The sequence below is a fragment of the Mesorhizobium sp. ISC15 genome, assembly GCF_037162615.1.
Lineage (GTDB): Bacteria > Pseudomonadota > Alphaproteobacteria > Rhizobiales > Rhizobiaceae > Mesorhizobium > Mesorhizobium mediterraneum.
In genome coordinates, this window is the sequence record NZ_JAVSPX010000001.1 from 5,838,516 (window position 1) to 5,856,638 (window position 18,123).

At 63.0% G+C, this 18,123-nt stretch carries 19 protein-coding genes and 1 pseudogene; 7 read left to right on the plus strand and 13 right to left on the minus strand.

Annotation, left to right across the window (positions count from 1 at the left end):
• Positions 1–2: 2 nt before the first annotated feature.
• On the plus strand, positions 3–1,292 hold the full coding sequence (locus RPG13_RS28145) for an OmpA family protein (RefSeq protein WP_337126562.1): 1,290 nt from the start codon (positions 3–5) through the stop codon (positions 1,290–1,292).
• A 416-nt stretch (positions 1,293–1,708) separates the two neighbouring features.
• Here the strand turns inward: RPG13_RS28145 and RPG13_RS28150 are convergent, their stop codons facing one another.
• Positions 1,709–2,575, minus strand: a complete 867-nt coding sequence (locus RPG13_RS28150; protein ID WP_126105369.1) for an SDR family oxidoreductase — start codon at positions 2,573–2,575, stop codon at positions 1,709–1,711.
• A gap of 165 nt (positions 2,576–2,740) precedes the next feature.
• On the opposite strand from RPG13_RS28150, the gene RPG13_RS28155 reads away from it, so the two are divergent.
• Entirely contained in the window at positions 2,741–3,007 is a 267-nt protein-coding gene (locus RPG13_RS28155) for a type II toxin-antitoxin system VapB family antitoxin (RefSeq protein ID WP_127292082.1), read from the plus strand.
• Entirely contained in the window at positions 3,004–3,393 is a 390-nt protein-coding gene (locus RPG13_RS28160; RefSeq protein ID WP_337126563.1) for a type II toxin-antitoxin system VapC family toxin, read from the plus strand. Before RPG13_RS28155 ends, RPG13_RS28160 begins: the two co-directional genes overlap by 4 nt.
• Before the next feature lie 7 nt (positions 3,394–3,400).
• On the opposite strand, the gene RPG13_RS28165 is transcribed toward RPG13_RS28160, so the two are convergent.
• Together RPG13_RS28165 and RPG13_RS28170 are read right to left on the minus strand one after the other, a co-directional pair.
• Positions 3,401–4,069, minus strand: a complete 669-nt coding sequence (locus tag RPG13_RS28165) for a response regulator transcription factor (protein WP_337126564.1) — start codon at positions 4,067–4,069, stop codon at positions 3,401–3,403.
• An 8-nt stretch (positions 4,070–4,077) separates the two neighbouring features.
• Positions 4,078–4,950, minus strand: coding sequence for a S1C family serine protease (locus tag RPG13_RS28170; RefSeq protein WP_337126565.1), 873 nt, complete (start codon positions 4,948–4,950; stop codon positions 4,078–4,080).
• Between the two features lie 271 nt (positions 4,951–5,221).
• On the opposite strand from RPG13_RS28170, the gene RPG13_RS28175 reads away from it, so the two are divergent.
• Positions 5,222–6,169 (plus strand): S1C family serine protease, encoded by a 948-nt coding sequence (locus tag RPG13_RS28175; RefSeq protein WP_127206536.1) that lies wholly within the window; start codon positions 5,222–5,224, stop codon positions 6,167–6,169.
• Between the two features lie 103 nt (positions 6,170–6,272).
• Here RPG13_RS28175 and RPG13_RS28180 read toward each other — a convergent pair whose 3' ends face one another.
• Positions 6,273–7,184, minus strand: a complete 912-nt coding sequence (locus RPG13_RS28180) for an arginase family protein (RefSeq protein WP_337126566.1) — start codon at positions 7,182–7,184, stop codon at positions 6,273–6,275.
• A 113-nt stretch (positions 7,185–7,297) separates the two neighbouring features.
• Positions 7,298–7,720 carry a VOC family protein gene (locus tag RPG13_RS28185; protein ID WP_126105364.1) on the minus strand — a complete coding sequence of 141 codons (423 nt, stop codon included), beginning with the start codon at positions 7,718–7,720 and terminating at the stop codon, positions 7,298–7,300.
• A 66-nt stretch (positions 7,721–7,786) separates the two neighbouring features.
• On the opposite strand from RPG13_RS28185, the gene RPG13_RS28190 reads away from it, so the two are divergent.
• Positions 7,787–8,413 carry a TetR/AcrR family transcriptional regulator gene (locus RPG13_RS28190; protein ID WP_127206537.1) on the plus strand — a complete coding sequence of 209 codons (627 nt, stop codon included), beginning with the start codon at positions 7,787–7,789 and terminating at the stop codon, positions 8,411–8,413.
• Here RPG13_RS28190 and RPG13_RS28195 read toward each other — a convergent pair.
• A complete protein-coding gene (locus RPG13_RS28195; protein ID WP_337126567.1) occupies positions 8,355–9,302 on the minus strand; it encodes a LysR family transcriptional regulator in 948 nt (315 codons plus the stop codon). The two genes, RPG13_RS28190 and RPG13_RS28195, sit on opposite strands and share 59 nt — an antisense overlap.
• Before the next feature lie 110 nt (positions 9,303–9,412).
• Here RPG13_RS28195 and RPG13_RS28200 point away from each other — a divergent pair, with 110 nt between their 5' ends.
• On the plus strand, positions 9,413–10,048 hold the full coding sequence (locus RPG13_RS28200) for an FMN-dependent NADH-azoreductase (protein ID WP_128243297.1): 636 nt from the start codon (positions 9,413–9,415) through the stop codon (positions 10,046–10,048).
• Positions 10,049–10,215: 167 nt separating this feature from the next.
• Here the strand turns inward: RPG13_RS28200 and RPG13_RS28205 are convergent, their stop codons facing one another.
• The gene (locus tag RPG13_RS28205) at positions 10,216–10,509 is read right to left on the minus strand and encodes an HlyU family transcriptional regulator (RefSeq protein WP_095488947.1); all 294 of its coding nucleotides are present in this window, start codon (positions 10,507–10,509) and stop codon (positions 10,216–10,218) included.
• A gap of 114 nt (positions 10,510–10,623) precedes the next feature.
• A complete protein-coding gene (locus tag RPG13_RS28210) occupies positions 10,624–11,295 on the minus strand; it encodes a PadR family transcriptional regulator (protein ID WP_337126568.1) in 672 nt (223 codons plus the stop codon).
• 275 nt (positions 11,296–11,570) lie between these two features.
• Between RPG13_RS28210 and RPG13_RS28215 the strand changes: the two are divergent.
• Positions 11,571–11,829: pseudogene (locus tag RPG13_RS28215) on the plus strand (DUF2798 domain-containing protein).
• Positions 11,830–11,907: 78 nt separating this feature from the next.
• Here RPG13_RS28215 and RPG13_RS28220 read toward each other — a convergent pair.
• The 5 genes from RPG13_RS28220 to dnaG all read right to left on the minus strand — a co-directional run bounded on the left by RPG13_RS28220 (position 11,908) and on the right by dnaG (position 17,986).
• The gene (locus RPG13_RS28220) at positions 11,908–12,288 is read right to left on the minus strand and encodes a thiol-disulfide oxidoreductase DCC family protein (RefSeq protein ID WP_337126569.1); all 381 of its coding nucleotides are present in this window, start codon (positions 12,286–12,288) and stop codon (positions 11,908–11,910) included.
• Between the two features lie 113 nt (positions 12,289–12,401).
• Complete coding sequence (locus RPG13_RS28225; RefSeq protein ID WP_095488945.1) at positions 12,402–13,037, minus strand: sulfotransferase family 2 domain-containing protein; 636 nt, start codon at positions 13,035–13,037, stop codon at positions 12,402–12,404.
• Between the two features lie 97 nt (positions 13,038–13,134).
• Positions 13,135–13,428: a GYD domain-containing protein gene (locus RPG13_RS28230; protein ID WP_095488944.1), complete on the minus strand. Its 294-nt coding sequence runs from the start codon at positions 13,426–13,428 to the stop codon at positions 13,135–13,137.
• A 209-nt stretch (positions 13,429–13,637) separates the two neighbouring features.
• Entirely contained in the window at positions 13,638–15,659 is a 2,022-nt protein-coding gene (gene rpoD, locus RPG13_RS28235) for an RNA polymerase sigma factor RpoD (RefSeq protein ID WP_095488943.1), read from the minus strand.
• Positions 15,660–16,030: 371 nt separating this feature from the next.
• Positions 16,031–17,986, minus strand: a complete 1,956-nt coding sequence (dnaG, locus tag RPG13_RS28240; RefSeq protein ID WP_337126570.1) for a DNA primase — start codon at positions 17,984–17,986, stop codon at positions 16,031–16,033.
• Positions 17,987–18,123 lie beyond the last annotated feature (137 nt).

Genomic DNA, 18,123 nt, shown 5'->3' on the forward strand with positions numbered 1-18,123 from the left:
CTTTGGACCAAGCCAGAAAGCGTGGCAAGAAGCCTATCGGCGAACAGCCGGTGACGGGAGAGCAGCCCACAACCGGCGAGCAGCCCGCCGAGGGCGAACAGGCCGCGCCCGCCGAAGAGGAAGGTCCGGCCCAGGGCGAGGCTCCCGTGTTCGACAGCCAGAAGGATGCCGTGCGCAAGCGCAGAGGCGGCAGGGACAACGCGCAAGAGACGGGCGGCCAGGACGCGGGCGGTCAGCCCACCCAGCAGAACGGCGAGCAGGCGGAAGCCCCGAAGCCGGCTCCCGTCGACCAGGGACCGCCGCCCACCGACGACAGGGCGGCCCAGCAGGAGCTCAAGCTTGAGAGGATGGTTCCGGTGACGGAGGAAAAGGGCAAACGCGTTGAGCGTGCGCCCGACGATGAGGACATTCGCCGCCGTCCACGCCCGCGCGGGGTCGACGTCGTCAGGGAACTCGGCGACCGCGTTATCCTCCAGTTCAACAACCAGACGATCGTGGAAAGCGACGATGCCCCGCGCATGCACCGTGGCGCGAGGAACGTCTACTATGAGGAGCTGTCGGGCGATCGCACCCGGGAAATCGTCGAGCGTGACAACGGAATCCAGATCGTCACCATCCGCAACCGCTACGGCGACGTCATCCAGCGTTCACGCATCGCGCCCGACGGACGCGAATATGTGCTGAGCTATGTCGACGAGCGGTACTATGACGACGATAGCGACTGGCGCGATCCGGGCGACGACCTGCCGCCGATTCGGATCGACATTCCGCGCGAGGAGTACATTTTGGACGCCGAAGACATCGAGGATCCGGGCGACTACTATACCTTCCTCGAACAGCCGCCGGTGGAGCGTGTGCAGCGCCTCTACTCGATCGACGAGGTCAAGCGCTCGGCCCGCGTGCGCGACATCGCCCGCCGCATCGACCTCGACACGCTGAACTTCGAATTCGGCTCAGCCTCGATCCCCGAAACCGAGGTGCAGAAACTGGAAGGCGTCGCCAGCGCGATGGAGAAGCTGCTCGAGAAGAACCCGGCGGAAACCTTCCTGATCGAAGGCCATACCGATGCCGTCGGCAGGCCGGAGGCGAACCTCGCTCTATCCGACCGTCGCGCGGAGGCTGTCGCCGAAGCCTTGACCAATGCCTTCAGCATCCCGCCGGAGAACCTGACGACACAGGGCTATGGCGAGGAGTATCTCAAGGTCAACACGTCGGAGCCTAATCGCGAGAACCGTCGCGTCGCCATCCGCCGCATCACCTCGCTGGTGGCGCCGGTCGCTAGCGCGAATTAGGCCATGGTCCCTAAAAGTGGAAACCGGTTTTCGGAAAGACCATGGCCAACTTTAAAGCAACGATTCCAGAAACCTGAACTGGTTTCTGGAATCTATACGGGAAGACGTAGCCCACCCCGGTTTCACCGGGATGGGCGATTTCCGGGAATGAGCCGAGGGTAAAGGAGAATGTAGGTCGCGATTTTGACCAGGGATTGAATCGCGAGGTCGTCCACCCCAGATTCTGTATAGGGCTTCCCTGCCCTGTCCCGACTCCAGCGGGACACATGAGCCCCGCCGGTGTCCCCTCCCCGGCGGGGTTTTCGTTTCGGGCTCGGTGTTGAACTGAAGCCTTGCGAGGCCCAGATAATTCCTCACGGTGGCCCTCCGCCTCGGAGCCAACAAGGCCGAGGAGTGAGAGCGGCGCCCGGTGCCCGTCAGTAGATACTTTTGATGTTGGTTTCCGAATTGGCAAACACCTCGTCGGGCACGAAGAAGTCACCGGCGAGCGGACCTGTCGCATCAGGCGCATAGATCGAAAAATCGCTGACGCCTTCGGCGCGCAGCACCTCCTCGTCGATGTAGAAATTGCCGGTCGCCTCGCGCGACGGCCTAAGCAGGATCGCATGCGCGGCATCGGCCATGATGTCGGGCGAACGGCTCATCGCTGCCACCGTCGCCCCGCCCAGGAGATTGCGCACCGCTGCCGTATCGATCGTCGAGATCGGCCACAGCGAATTGACGGCGATGCCGTCCCGAGCGAACTCCGCGCTCATGCCCAGCGTGCACATGGACATGCCGAATTTGGCCATCGTATAGGCGACATGGTTCTTGAACCATTTGGCCTTCACGTCGAGCGGCGGCGCCAGATTCAAGATGTGAGGATTGGCAGCCAACTTCAGGTGCGGAATGCACATTTTGGAAACCAGAAACGTGCCGCGCGTGTTGATCTGGTGCATCAGATCGTAGCGCTTCATGTCGGTTTCCAGCGTGCCGGTAAGCTGGATGGCGCTGGCATTGTTAATGCAGATGTCGATGCCGCCGAATTTTTCGACGGTCCGGGCGACCGCCTCGGCCACCTGCTCCTCCTCGCGTATGTCGCATAATGCCGGCAGCGCCTTGCCACCGGCCTGCTCGATCTCTTGCGCCGCCGTATAGATGGTGCCCGGCAGCTTCGGGTGCGGTTCGGCGGTCTTGGCCGCGATCGTCACATTGGCGCCGTCGCGCGCAGCGCGCAGCGCGATCGCCAGCCCGATGCCGCGCGACCCGCCGGAGATGAACAGCGTCTTTCCCTTGAGTGACATATCCTTCCGCCTCCCTTGCAAATCTGTTGGTAGCGATCCTTGCCCGCGCCGTCGCAGGATACAAGAGCGGGGAGCATCGAGGGATGGTGACGCTGCGGAGGCACGACGAATCCATGGACTCAACAGCGGAGAGTATATATTCTGTAAAAAGAGGTGGAATATAGAATGGCCCTGTCGATCAAGAACACGGAAGTCGAGCAATTGGCGCGGGAACTTGCCCGCCGCCGTCGCGTGTCGGTGACGGAAGCGATCCGCCAAAGCCTCGAGCGCGAACTTGCGCGCGAGCGGCTTGTGCCGCGCGACGAGGCCGACGACCTTTTTCAGCGATTGATGGCGATTTCCGACAGTGCGGGAAAAATCCCCAAACGAGAAAATGCAATGACCGACGACGAAGTCCTCGGTTACGACGAGTTCGGGATCCCGACGAAATGATCATCGATTCCTCGGCCCTTGTCGCCGTTCTGCGCGCGGAGCCTGATCACGAGCGTTTCGTGCTGGCCATCGCACAGGCCAAAAGGCGGCTGTTGGCCGCACCAACGTTTCTTGAAACGACGATGGTTCTCGCCGGCGGCTGGCAGGATGAAATTCTTGATCGCCTCGACTCCTTCCTGCGCGTGGCCTCGATCGAGACGATCCCTTTTACGGCCGACCACGCCGCTGTGGCCCGTCAGGCCTTTCTGCGCTATGGCAAGGGCCGGCATCCGGCCGCTCTCAACTTCGGCGACTGCATCTCCTATGCCACGGCTCGCCTCGAAGCCATGCCGTTGCTGTTCAAAGGCGACGATTTCCGGCTGACGGATATCGAACCGGCTGTGTAGTCCATCGTCACACCAGCACCAAGCCTTGCCGCATGGCGATGGCGATCGCGTCGGTGCGGTTGGCTGCACCGAGCTTGATCAGGATCGCCGCGACGTGGAACTTCGCCGTATGCACGGAGATCTTCAAGCGCCGCGCGATCACCTTGTTGGGCGCGCCCTCGGCCAGCAGTGCCAGCACTTCGCTCTCGCGCGGAGAAAGCGCCGGCCTGGCGGTTCCATCGTCGACCGGCTCCTCGTCCAACGGGTCGCCGTCATGGAAGGCGAAATCATCATCATGCCGGCCAGGCACGCGGCGGCCGCCGCCTGAAATCCTGTAACCCGCCGCGGCAAGCCGGACGGCAGCGGCAACCAACAGGTCGTCAGCCGCCGGCGGCAGGACGGCGAAAAGATTGTCGTCTGTCGGCTCGTGGCCGGTCCGCCGGGACAGCAGCACTCGAGGTATGGCGGGATCGATGGCCAGGCCTTGCAGGTTCCGCTCGTCGACGACAGCGACGTCCGCTCGCTCGCCGCCATCGCTGCTGCCGGCCGTGACAGGCAGCAGATCCCCGCTCGCGGCGAGCGCGGAAGACAGGTGCTCGGCATGCGCCGCATCGCCAAGCGCGATCAGCACGGTTAGCCGCCGCTCCGCCACCACGCCATCCGCGGTCCTGTCCCTTATGATCGCCTCAACAGCCATCGATCCTCTCAGCTCAGCGGCTTTTCGCCGATGGTCAGCACGACATCGCGCTGTTCGCCGCCGCGCACCACGCCGAGCGTCACCGACGCGCCGGCGCTGTCCGGCCCGAGCCTGCGGATCAGTTCGCGCGGACCATGCACCGCCTCGCCGTTCCACGACACGATGATGTCGCCGAGATGCAGGCCGGCGGCTTTTGCCGGGCCATTGTCGTCGAGGCTCATCACCATGGCGCCATGCGAGTCGCCGCTGCGGATCGGGTGCAGGCCGGCGCCGAGATAGCCGCGCGCGACATGGCCCTTCTCGCGCAGCGTCGCAACCGCCCGTTCGATCGTCTCGTAAGGCATGACCAGCGCCCGCCGGCGCGGCCCGAACAGGAGCATGCCGATCAGTGCGCCCTTGGCGTCGAGCACCGGGCCGCCCTCGAAACGGCCGCCGGCATTGACGGCCAGATTGATGCGCCGGTCGATCGTGCCGCCGCGCATTGAGCGCCAGGCCGGACCGACCTCACCGACCGTGCCGAATGCGGCGAGCGTCGCACCGTCGCTATTGCCCACGGCGATGGCCAGATTGCCCGGCTGCACCGAGCCTGCCTTGGCCAACGGCGGCATGTCCGGCGCGCCGGTCGGCTTCAAAAGTGCGGTGCCAGTGGACGGATCGCGGCCGACCAGCTCAGCCTTCACCTTGTCGCCCGAAAAAAGCGTCAGCTCGATCTCTTCGCCGGCCTCCACCGCCTCCTCGGCAGTGACAAAATAGCCGTCGCGCCAATGGAAGGCGGTCGCCGTGCGATGCTGATGCGTGGCGAAGCTCGCCGTCACCGGCGCCGCTGCGGCGGCGATATCGGCGATGGCGTCGGAAAATGCGCTCAGATTGAAGTCGCTCATGATGGTCTCCTGGGTTTTTATCGCATCGGCCCGAAAATCGGAATCGATTTTCGGAAAGCACGATGCGAGAACTCAAAATCTTAGAGCGTACTTTGAGCGTCCAATGGACGCTCGTCGCTCTACCCCAGATATCGCTTGGCAGCGCATTCGCCGGTACTCGCCTGACGGCTAGTTGGGCGTTGGACTGGCCATCTGGTCAGGTCGCGACCGATCCGGCCGCTCCGCACATATAGGCATCCTTCATCTTGCTCTAAAGACACGGAGCCCTGCCATGTCCCTCCCCGCCCAGCAATTGCAATTCGACGATGCGCTGCTCGATGATTATTCGGCAACGGTTGCCGATGCTGTGGACCGCATCGGCCCCGCCGTCTGCCGTATCGAACGCATCGGTGGTGCCGGCGGCCAAGGCTCCGGCTTCGTTATCACGCCCGACGGGCTGGTCGTCACCAACTTCCACGTGGTCGGCGATGCCCGCACCGTCCGCGTCACCATGCCGGACGGTGCATCCAGGGAAGGCCGTGTTCTCGGCCGCGACCCCGATACCGACATCGCGCTGGTGCGTGCCGACGGCAGCTTTGCCGACATCGCGCCGCTCGGCGATTCCAAGCGCCTGCGGCGCGGCCAGATCGCCATTGCCATCGGCAACCCGCTCGGCTTCGAATGGACCGTCACATCAGGCGTCGTCTCGGCGCTCGGCCGCTCGATGCGTGCCTCCACCGGCCGGCTGATCGACGACGTCATCCAGACCGACGCAGCACTCAACCCCGGCAACTCAGGCGGACCGCTGGTGTCGTCGGCGGGCGAGGTCATCGGCGTCAACACCGCCATGATCCATGGCGCGCAAGGCATCGCCTTCGCGGTTGCCTCCAACACCGCCAATTTCGTCATTTCGGAGATCATCCGCTTCGGCCGCGTGCGCCGCGCCTTCATCGGCGTCTCGGCCGACACGGCAAACCTGCCGCGGCGCGCGGCACTCCTGTCGCAAGTGTCGAGCAGCACGGCCGTGCGCCTGCGCAGCGTCGAGGCGAACAGCCCGGCGGCCAAGGCCGGCCTCAGGGAAGGCGACATCATCGCCGTCATCGACGGACGCCCGGTCACCGGCGTCGACGATCTGGTGCGCATTCTCGATGCCGAGCGCATCGGCCGCGAGACACTGTGCACGGTGGTGCGCCGCTCCGGCATCACTCAGGTCACGGTGACGCCGGTGGCGCGAAACTGACTACCGCATCGGCTCGAAAATCGAAATCGATTTCCGGAAAGCACGATGCGCAGATTCAATGTGTTAGAGCGTGCTTTGTGCGTCCAAGTGGACGCACGTCGCTCTAACGCGGTGCAAAGATCCGGCCGAGCAGCGAAACCAGCAGCACGGCCAGTTCGCCGGTCGGATCGAGGTCCGGATCGAAAATGGTCATATCCATTCCGGTGCAGCGCGGATTCGCTACCAGCGCCGCGAGGATGGCGACGAGATCGTCGGGATCGATGCCGGGGCTGCCTGGTGAATCCACCGCCGGCATCACTGTCTGATCGAGCGCATCGACGTCAAAATGCAGCCAATAGAGCCAGCCGCTTCGCGCCAGCGTGGTCCAGGTCTTTTCCAGAACCTTTGCCGCGCCAAGCTCTCGCACCGCAAAGACGTCGATCAGCGTCATCGCGGCCGAATTGATGTCCGGCCAGGCGAAGTCGGGGTTGCGGTTCTCGCGTTCGCCGATCTGAATCACATGTTCGTCCGCAACAAGTGGGCTTGCGATATCAGGCCAGTCGGTCAGCAGCGGCTCGCCACGTCCGGTGGCGAGCGCAAGGTCCATGCCGGCGGCCGACCCGAGCGACGCGTTGATGTCATAATTGCCCGGATGGCGGAAATCGCTGTGGCCGTCGACATGGACCAGTGCCAGCGGACCGGATCGCCGTGCAGCAGCCAGTGCGCCAAGCAGGACCGCGCAGTCGCCGCCGACGACCAGCGGGAACTCGCCTCGTCCCAGCGCGCCGGCAACAACTTCGGCCAGTCCGAGATTGAAGCTTCGGATCGCGTTGCCGTTGCGCAGCCGGGTGCCCGGCTGCGGCTCCGTGCTATAGGCGGGCCGATCAAGATCAACCACTTTGAGGGGCGAAAGCGTCTCGATCAAGCCAGCTTCGGTCAACGCCTGTGGCGCACGCCACGTCCCCGGTATATGGCCTGGCAGCAGTGGGCGGAGGCCAAGGTTTGAGGGTGCGCGGACAAGGCAGATTTCACGCATGGAATAGGTCCAAGGCTGACGAGCCTCAGCATAGACCGCAAAGACATGACCGGCCACGCGGCTGAAGCCTTCACGTCACATCTACAGACAGTTCCTGCCAGCAGCTATCCCGCTTAGCCCGCCGCCCCTTCAACAAACTGCTCCAGAAACTCCGCGCTCGGCGGGATCGGCTTGATCACGTCGATCAGCACGCCATTGGGATCTCTGGTGATAAAATGGCGCTGGCCGAAGGGTTCGTCGCGGAGCGTTCGCAGGATCGGCAGGCCGGCAGCAAGGATCCGCTCGTAGACTGCATCCGGGTCTCTGACTTCGAAATTGATCAGCAGGCCGGAGGTACGGCCGCGCCCTTCTTCCGGGATCGTTTCGTGATCGCCCTGGACGATGCCGAGATTGACGCGGCGATCCTCGGCGGATTGCAGATGCACGTACCAGTCGCTCTCGAACAGCGGCTTGAAGCTGAAGTGCTTGATATAGAAGGCTTTCGTGCCGGCAACGTCGCCCGTCATCAGCACTGGATAATAGCTCGTCGTCTTCATCTTTCCTTCTCCCGTCAAATAACATACAGTCTGCATGTAAGTTGAATTAACATACAGGCTGCATGTATGCAACAGGAATCCGCGCGCCGCTCCAACCGCGATCGCACCGAAGCGACGCGCGCCGACCTGATCGCCGCGGCGCGAAAGCTGTTCACCGAAAAGTCCTATGCAGAGACCGGCACGCCGGAGATCGTGGCTGCGGCCGGCGTCACGCGCGGCGCTCTCTATCATCACTTTGCCGACAAGCAGGCGCTGTTTGCCGCGGTGGTCGAGCAGGAGGCGGCTGCTGTGGCGCAAGAGATCGAGCGCGCCTCACCGCCCTCGCTGTTTGCCCGCGATGCGCTGATCGCTGGTTCGGATGCCTACCTTGCCGCCATGCGCGCACCTGGCCGCACCCGGCTGCTGCTGCTCGACGGACCGGCCGTGCTCGGCCGCGCCGCAATGGACGAAATCGACAACCGCCACGGCAACCGCTCGCTTCGCGAGGGCCTTGTGGCGGCAATGCGCGCGCAGACCATGGTGAGGTTGCCGGTGGAAGCGCTGACCGCGCTACTCGCCGCCGCCTTCGACCGTGCTGCTCTTGCGGTCGAAGCAGGCGCCGAAACCGGCCCCTATCGCGAGGTGCTTGTCGCCCTTATCGACGGACTGTCTCCAGCTCTTCCTCAGGCAGCTGGCCCGGCTCAAGCTCGTTGAAGCAGCCAAGCTGGCGCTTGAACTCGTAGATCAGCCAAGCCGCCGCCGGTTTCGGATTGCGGTCGGCGCGATGCATGGCATAGAGCGCTGCCCGCACCTCACTGTAGGGCTCTAGGTCGAGTTCGACCAACCGACCGCTTGCCAGATCGTCGGCGATCAGCCAGCGCGGCAGCCCGCCCCAACCCAACCCTTCGCGCATCAGCGCATGCTTGGTGCGCACATCGGTCAGCCGCCAGGTGCGGTAGGCAAAGACGCCGTAGTCGCGCCCCCGCGTGCGCTCCGACTGGTCGCTGACGACAAGCTGGATATGTTCGCGCACCTCCTCGAGCGGCACCGGCCGTGGAAGCAGCGCCAAGGGGTGGCTGGGCGCGGCAGCGGGCACCAAAGTGGTGAAGCCGATCCGCAAAAGGTTGACGTTGGCTTCGCCCAAAATGCCGCCAACGCCGAGATCGGCCTGTCCGCCCACGACATGGTCAAGGATCAGGCCGAGCGAGCCTATATGCAGGCGCAACATCACGGTCGGAAACTGCGCCTCGAATGCCTTCAGCACCCGAACCAGTACCGGCAATGGCAGCGTCACGTCGACCGACATACTGACTTCCGCCTCCAGCCCTTGCTTATGGCCGTCGACACGCGAGCGGATGCGCTGCAGCATGCCGACCATGCGCCGCGCATCTTCCAGCGTCGCCCGGCCGACATCGGTCAGCTGCGGTTCGCGCGTGCCCTCGCGCTCGAAGAGCTTCAGCCCAAGCTGCGCCTCCAGATTGGCGATGGCGTAGCTGATGACCGATTGCGCGCGGTTGAGCTTGCGGCCGGCGGCGGAGAAGCTGCCGGTATCGGCGACGGCCACAAGGATCTGGAGTTGGTCGAGCGTCGGATTGGGTTGCATTGCCTTATCCAGATTGTAGATGGATTATATAGAAAATATACCAGTTTTTCAAATGGGTCGATGGACCCATATCTGGCGGGACAAATCATTCCAATCCTGGAGAGCCCGCTATGTCCATCCTTCTTGTCACGTCGAGCCCGCGCGGCACTGCCTCACATTCCACCCGCATCGCCACCGAGCTCGCGGAAAAGCTGCTCGCCGCCGATCCCTCGGCCAAGCTGGCCGTGCGCGACCTTGTCGCCAACCCGCTGCCGCATATCGATCCGGACTATTCGACCGGCATCTTTACGCCCGTCGAAGCCCGCTCCCAGCGCCAGGCCGAAGTCGTCGGCGTTTCCGACGCCGTGCTGGATGAGCTGTTTGCGGCCGACACCATCATCCTGGCCACCGGTTTCATCAATTTCGGCATCTCGTCGACCCTGAAATCCTGGGTGGATCACGTCGCCCGCTCCGGCAAGACTTTCGCTTATGGCGAGGATGGCCCGAAGGGGCTCGTCACCGGCAAGAAGGTCTACATTGTCCTTGCCTCGGGCGGCATCTATTCGGAAGGCGCCGCCGTGCAGTTGGACCACGCCATCCCTTACCTGCGTAGCGTGCTTGGCTTCATCGGCATAACCGACGTCGACGTCATCCGCATCGAAGGCGTCAGCATGGGTCCCGAGGCCATCACGGCCGCTCTGGCCAAGGCATCCGCCAAGGTGGATGCCTTGGTGGCCTCGACCGGAGCGGTCGCCACTGCCGCGTAGAGCGCGAGCAACTGCTAACCAGAATTGAAAAAGGCAGGCGCCCGGCGCCTGCCTTTTTGCCATCCGCCTGATGCCCGACGAGGCGTCGGCAGATCCTACAGCTCAAGGGCAGCGACAAGGCTTTTCTGACGTCGCTCCGAAGTCGCGCGACATCGCCATTTGCCAGGCTAACCGAACATCTTCTCGCCCTGCTCGTCGACGAGCTGGATGCCCTTCTTGATCGAGATGTCGACAGCGTCGTCGAGCCCGGCAAAACGGTCGGCGCGGATGAATTTGTGTTCCTTCATCACGCCGTCGATTTCCTTCGAAACCACGCCGCAGGTCTGGTATTGGCCCTCCGCCTTGTAGGGCGTGGCGCTGATCAGAAATCCCTTGTGCTCGATCTGCTTTGCCGGTGCAGCGCTTTTTGGCTCGCCCACGTCACTGCCGCCACCGCCAAAAAGACGCTTCAGAAAAGACATGGGGTATCCTCCAACGCAATCATCCTGCATCACATAGCGTGGTGCAGGATGATTTTCACTAGCGGTCCTTAGGCAAACGGGCAAGGGGCCGCATCCGGCCCGGCCTACCAGAGATCAGTCGCGTGACAGCGCTTCCAGGGCTTCGGCGGCCCCTTCCAATATTCTGAACGCCTCGGCCTGTTTTTCAGCCGGCGCATCGACGATGTCACCGAGGGCTGCGCGCAGCCGGTGGCGCACTGCGCGGAATTCGTCGCGCTTTTCCGAACGGCCTCGGCCGCGCCGTCCGCCATCCTCGCCATCGTCGTTCCAGCCGAACCAGTCGCGCGCCTTTGCCATCTTGCGGCCGAAACGCTCGAGATGGTCGAGCACATGGTCGATCATCTCGCGATTGTCGTTGAGATGCGCCTGCCCTGCCTCGGTAATCGAAAACACCTTCTTGTTGCCTTCCGCCGACGAGACGGCATAGCCGGCCTCTTCCAGGAACGTCAGCGTCGGATAGACCACCCCCGGGCTCGGGCTGTAGACGCCGCTGGTGCGTTCCTCCAGCGCCTTGATGATGTCGTAGCCGTGGCGCGGAGCCTCGGCCAGCAGCGACAGCGTGATCAGTTTGAGATCGCCGTCGGCCAGCATACGTCCGGCGCGGAACATGTCGCCCGGCCCGCCGCGGCCGCCGCCCCTCATGCCGTGGCCAAATGGGCCGAAGCCGCCGCCACGGCCGCCGAACTTGCCGGCCATATGCATGAAAACGCGCTCGGCGCGCTCGCCGAAATGATGATGTCTGTGCATTGTCTGCTCCTTGAGTTATGTCTTACGATATATCTTAATTAGGCAGTCAAAGCGATCAGGTCAAGATATATCTTACGATGTATCTGGAAACGGTGCTAGCGGAATTGATTTCGTCAGCGAGCTTGGCTAGAAAGTGCGCGAGGGTCGAAGACCGTTCCGTAAGCGTCTGACGTCAAGCAACGCATCCACCCCGGTTCTTTCCGGGCAGTTACGCCGGAAGACCGGCGAAATGGATGCCATGCGACGGGACCGGACACTTCAGGGAAGAATCCCAAATGACCATAAAAACCGGGCGCAGGAAGCTGCCTGCGCGCTATGCTGCGATCGTCAGCCCGCTGGTATTGTCGCTGCTGATGACCTTCGTCGTGTCGTTCATCTCGACGCTGAAAAGCCTTGGGGTGCAGCCCAACCTGCCAGCCATCTGGCTGGCCGCCTGGGGGCCTGTCCTGGCTGGTGGCGTTTCCGACGCTGCTGCTGGTGCTGCCGGTGGTGCGCCGTATCGTCGACTGGCTGTGCGAGCCCGCAACCAGATAGGCGGATTTAGATGAGGCCCGGAGGCATCTCCGGGCCCTTTCGATGGTTGCCGCGAGCTGCTTTACGGATGAATACCGCTTACCAGCGGCCCTTGCGCCGGTTCCAGGCATAGAGAAGATCGGCGAAGCGATCATAGGCATAGCGCGTCAACGGCAGCGCGACGCGGTTGCCGAACAGCGCCGCCAGCCAGCCATCGCCCGGTGTTGCCAGCCAGACGGCAATTGCGACGTCGGCGCCGACCAGCAGTTTGCCGTCCGCATCGGTTGAATGCAGCCGGCGGCGGATGTCCTCCAGCGACACGCCGTATCCGGCCAGCGCCGACGGCTCGGCATTGATGTCGCGAAACGCTATCCGCCCGGCCTTGATCGCCTCGACCAGCCGCCGCTTCTGCCTGACGATGCCGGCATCGCAAACCGGACAACGGGTGTTGTACCAGATGGTCAGCAGAGGCTTGGGCATGTGTTTAGCGACCTGAAGGGCTGCGCTGACTATCCGGGAAATGTCCTTGCCCCGCAACGGTTCGGACCAGCCTGGCCGCGCGGCATCTTGCCGACGAATTGCGGTCTGAAAAGTCAGAATTTGTAGCCGAAGCGCTCGAAATCCCTGAAATAGAGCCGTCGCACGATGCTTTTCGCCTCGTCATCGTAGACCGCGCGATAATCGTAAGGTGTATTGACGTTTGACCGGGGAAGCTTCACCTCGCCCGGCAGATCAAGTCGTTCGACCAGCGCATTAAATTGCTCGGCCAGTGTTTCAAACCGCAAAATCTCGTCGATGATGAGGTTTCCGTGCCTGTCCGAAATCCAGCTCGTCTGGTCCACCCGCACAAGCCGGTTCTTGCGTTCGAGATAGCGCAGGAAAGCCTTGAAATCCAAGACCCTGGCTCTGTGCCAGCGCCGACCGGAGAGATAGTCGCGGCGGAAATAATAAGTCGAGACCGCAAGTTCGAAAGGGTTGCGCACGACGGCGAATTTGTAGGCGCTATCATAGATCTCCGCCGGCAGCTTGTGCTTCACCCAGCTTGCTTTGTCATGCTGCCTGAGGAACGCATTTTGAGGCGTTTCGCGCACGGGAAGATGTGACAGCAGGCGACGCCACTGCGTTCGCTGCGGTCTCAAGCTCCACGGACTTAGCGCACGGGTGAGCGAGGTCCCGGCCGTCTTCGGGATATGGATGAAAATGAAGTTCTTTTCGAGCGAAAGCAGCATTCTTCCTCATGATCGGCGGATCGGGCGCCGTCAAGCGGCGCCCGACCTTCCGATATCAGGAACTCGGCCTTGCGCGGGTCTGTAGCCGCGCAGCGTCTCACCCGAGCGAGGCGATGATCTCGCGATAGGCCAATTCCGGGAAAGCCTTGAGCGTCCGCGTCCTCACGTTACCGCCTGACGCCAGCATCAGCGAGAAACGAGCGAGCACCGCGTCGTCGGGCGCTTCGACGATCGCCACCATATCGCATTCGCCCATGGTGAGATAAAACGCCCTGAATGAGCCGCCCATGTCTCCCAGCAGCTTCTTGGCGGCATCGAGCCGCTTCGGCGACTCGCGCACATTTTTGGCGCCCTGCTCCGTCCAGTTGATCAGCACGATATAGTTCGTCATGCACACCTCCCTCCGGGGCCTCGGAGCACGGCGTCACTGCCGGGGCGGGCATCCGGGTTTGTCGCCCAGAAAATGCATCCGACACGAGATTATCCTCCCACAGCAGGTGTGCTGCAAGAACAACCGCACCGTCTGCGAGACAATCTCTGTGCCGCGAACGAAAAAGGGCGCCGCAGCGCCCTTCAAATTGCTTATCCGGTACCCCGGCATCAGCTGTCGAGGAAGCTCCGCAGCTTGCGCGAGCGGCTCGGGTGCTTGAGCTTGCGCAGCGCCTTGGCTTCGATCTGGCGGATGCGCTCGCGGGTCACCGAGAACTGCTGGCCGACTTCCTCCAGCGTGTGGTCGGTGTTCATGCCGATGCCGAAACGCATTCTGAGCACGCGCTCTTCGCGCGGGGTGAGCGAAGCAAGCACCCGCGTCGTCGTTTCGCGCAGATTGGCCTGGATCGCAGCGTCGATCGGCAGGATCGCCATCTTGTCCTCGATGAAGTCGCCGAGATGCGAATCCTCCTCGTCGCCTACCGGCGTTTCGAGCGAGATCGGCTCCTTGGCGATCTTCAGCACCTTGCGCACTTTTTCCAGCGGCATGGCGAGCTTTTCTGCCAATTCCTCCGGCGTCGGCTCGCGGCCGATCTCGTGCAGCATCTGGCGCGAGGTGCGCACGATCTTGTTGATCGTCTCGATCATGTGCACCGGAATGCGGATGGTGCGCGCCTGGTCGGCGATCGAGCGGGTGATCGCCTGCCGGATCCACCAAGTCGCGTAGGTCGAGAACTTGTAACCGCGGCGGTATTCGAATTTGTCGACCGCCTTCATCAAGCCGATATTGCCTTCCTGGATCAGATCGAGGAACTGCAGGCCGCGATTGGTGTATTTCTTGGCGATGGAAATGACGAGGCGCAGATTGGCCTCCACCATTTCCTTCTTGGCGATCGCGGCTTCGCGCTCGCCCTTCTGCACTTGGTTGACGATCTTGCGGAACTCGAGGATCGAGATCGCCGTTTCGGTGGCGAGGTTCTGGATCTCGGCGCGCAGGTCGCGGATCGCATCCTTCTCGTTCTTGGTGAATTCCTTCCAGCCGCGCGAGGTCAGATTGCCGATCGAGCGCGTCCAGTTCGGATCGAGTTCCGAGCCCTGATACTCCTTCAGGAATTCCTCGCGGCGCACGCCATAGCTTTCGGCCAGCCGCAACAGCTTGCCTTCATTCTGCACCAGGCGCTTGTTGATGTCGTAGAGCTGCTCGACCAGCGCCTCGATGCGCGCCGTGTTTAGGGATAGCGACTTCACCGCCTTGATCAGCTGGTCTTTCAGCTCCTTCAGCCGGCGGTCCTGGCTGGGCGACAGCGTGCCGGCTGCGGCCAGCCGGTTCTCGACCTGCTGGTCCTGCAGCTTGCGCAACTTCTTATAGGTGTCGGCGATGACGTCGAGCGTCTCCATCACCTGCGGGCGCAGTTCCGCTTCCATCGCCGCCAGCGACAGGCTGGCCTCGTCCTCGTCTTCCTCGTCGTCATCAGTCAGACCGCGCGTGTCGGCGCCGACATTGGTGATGTCGTCCTCGTCCTCGCGTGAACGGCGCGGCTTTTCCTCGGTCTTGGCTTCCTCGATCCGCTCGACCACCGGCGCCTGCTTGGCCTCCGGCCCGGCATAGGTCGCTTCGAGGTCGATGATCTCGCGCAACAGGATCTTCGATTCATTGAGCTCGTCACGCCAGATGATGATGGCCTGGAACGTCAGCGGGCTTTCGCACAGGCCCGCGATCATCGTCTCGCGGCCGGCCTCGATGCGCTTGGCGATCGCGATTTCGCCCTCGCGCGACAGAAGCTCGACCGAGCCCATCTCGCGCAGATACATGCGAACCGGATCGTCGGTGCGATCGGTCGGCTCTTTCTTGGTGGTCGTCGCGGCAACGGCGGTGCCGGTCTGCTCGGCCAGCTCGTTGGCGTCTTCCTCGGCGTCGGCAGCCGCGTCGGCGGCTTCGGGCTCCTCGCCCTGCTCGTCGTCCTCGACCACGTTGATGCCCATGTCGGAGAGCATGGCCATCGTGTCCTCGATCTGCTCGGAGGTCACTTCCTCCGAGGGCAGCACCGAATTCAGTTCGTCCATGGTGACATAGCCGCGCTTCTTGGCGGCCTTTATCATCTTCTTGACAGCATCGTCGGAAAGGTCGAGCAGAGGGCCATCGGTGGCGCCTTCGCGTTCGGTCTCGACCTCTTCCTTTTCTTTTGTCGCCATTCTTTATTTTCTCCAAGCGGCCGAGTATCAAGCCGCGTAAGCTGCCGTTCCGGTTAAATCAGATGCGCTCGCTCTAGAACGCGCTTCCCCGGGCCAGTAACTGCATCTCTCGTTAAGTCCAGATTAACCCTGGTATCTGTGGCAGGCCGAATGCCTGTCCAGTGACCGGTACCTCACATCGCTGCATTTCCCGTCGACGCCGGCGCGGGTTAACGTTTCGAATCGTCCTGATTCCGTCATTCTGCCAGAAGGTCAAGCGCCTCTCGCATGATTCGCATGAAAAAAGCGAATCAATTACCCGACTTAAAGCGCCGCGGCTGATTCGACGCGCAAGCACGGTCCTGCACTTTCACTCTTTCGTAAGCTTCGACCTACGCCCGCCCGGCCCTGCCCGAGGACACACCGAACCCTTCGATCAGCGCTTCCGTTGCTTGCACGTCACGAAATTGCGCCTGGATCTCGATGAGATGCCGGTAATTTTCGTCCGTGGGATCGCTGGCGAGCGCCGCTTCCGCCTGTTTCAGCTCCTTATGTAAGGTGCGCGCGCTGCGCTGCAAGTGGAGCGCCTGGCTGAAGGCGTCACGGGCATCGTCAAGTCCGGCGGTTTCCAGCGCCGGCCATTGCCGCGCTCGTTTGATCAGCGCCACCGCGCGCGCCCAGATTTCGCCGCAGCCGGCCCGTTCGATCGTCGCGATCACCGCGTTGCGGTCGTTGGCCATGTCATGCGCCATCGCATCGAGAATGGCGGCGTGCAGCCGCTTCAGATCGGTGTTGGCGAGGTCGAGGAACTCGACATGGGCGAAATTCTCGTCGATCAGCGCCGGATGATTGACAAGAGCTGCAATGATCGTCGCCTCGCGCACCGACATTCCCTCGCTGCTGCGTTTGACCAGCGCCGAACGGCCGAGGCTTTCGGTGATCGCGGTACGTCCACCGCCGCCACGTGCGAACTGTCCGCCGGGAGTTGAGCCCTTGCCCTGAAAGCGCTCGCCGGGCCGGCCATCTTGACGACCTTGGCGCCCGCGCTGGGCACCAAAAAAGCTTAGCACCCGCTCGCGCATTTCCTGTTGGTAGTGATAGCGCAAGCTCTCGTCGCGGATGCGGCTGGTCAGTTCGCGCAGCGTCTTTTCCAGTTCCGCCCGCCGCTCCGGCGTGTCGAAGATGCCGCCGGCCGTTTCGCGCACCCACAAAAGGTCGGCGAGCGGCCGCGCCTCGGAAAGCACCGCGCGAAACGCGTCCGGCCCATCGGCCTTGACCAGATCGTCGGGGTCCTTGCCTTCGGGTAGAAGAGCAAAGCGCACCGAGCGGCCTGCCTGAACCGCCGGCAGCGCCATATCGGCGGCGCGCCATGCCGCCTTCAGTCCGGCCTGGTCGCCGTCGAAGCACAGCACCGGCTCGCCGGCCATGCGCCACAGGAGCTCGAGCTGGTTTTCGGTGAGCGCAGTGCCGAGCGGCGCCACGACATTCTCGAAACCGGCCTGCGCCAGCGCGATCACGTCCATATAGCCCTCGACGGCGATGACCGTGCCGCCCTTGGCCAGCGCCCCCTTTGCCAGCGCTTGGCGCGCACGGGCGAAATTGTAGAGCACATTGCCCTTGTGGAAGAGCTCGGTGTCGGGTGAATTCATGTATTTGGCGAGCGCATCGGCTGCCAGCGCCCGCCCGCCAAAGGCGATTATCTTGCCTCTGGAATCCGGGATCGGGAACATGATGCGGTCGCGGAACCAGTCATAGGAAACCGGAACGTCGTCGCCATGGCGCACCAGCCCGCATGCCTCGATGTCGGCTTTGGGCACGCCCTTGGCGGCAAGATGCTCCTTCAGCGCGTTGCGGCTGTCCGGCGCATAGCCGAGCCGGAACGATTGCTGCGTCGCCGGCGTCAGCCCTCGGTCGCGCAGATAGGCGCGGGCTTTTGCGCCTTCCGCGCCCTGCAGCCGCTCCTGGAAGAAGGCGGTCGCCATCTCCATGACATCGGTCAGGCTGGCGCGTTCCTTTTCGCGCCGTTCCTCCTGGGCATCGCGAACCGGCATCGGCACGCCGGCCATGTCGGCGATCTTCTCGACCGCTTCGGGAAAGCTCATCCCGTCGAGTTCGGTCAGGAACTTGAAATGGTCGCCCGAAACCGAGCAGCCGAAGCAATGGTAGCGGCCCTTCTTGTCCTCGCAATGGAAGGACGGGCTCTTCTCGCCATGGAAGGGACAGCACGCCCAATAGTCGCCGCGCGGCGCGTTGGTCTTCTTCCTGTCCCACGCCACGCGCTGGCCGATCACCGATGAAATCGGCACGCGGTCGCGTATCTCGTCGAGGAAGGCAGGTGGAAAGCGCATCGGGAACGGCTCGTTTGGCCTCCATATAATCACGCCGGAGAAACCCGACGACTCCTAATGCGGAACCATACCCGGTTTTCACAGGGCACAAAGAAGGCGGCCTCTGCGGGCCGCCTTCTTTTCATGTGTCCGGCACA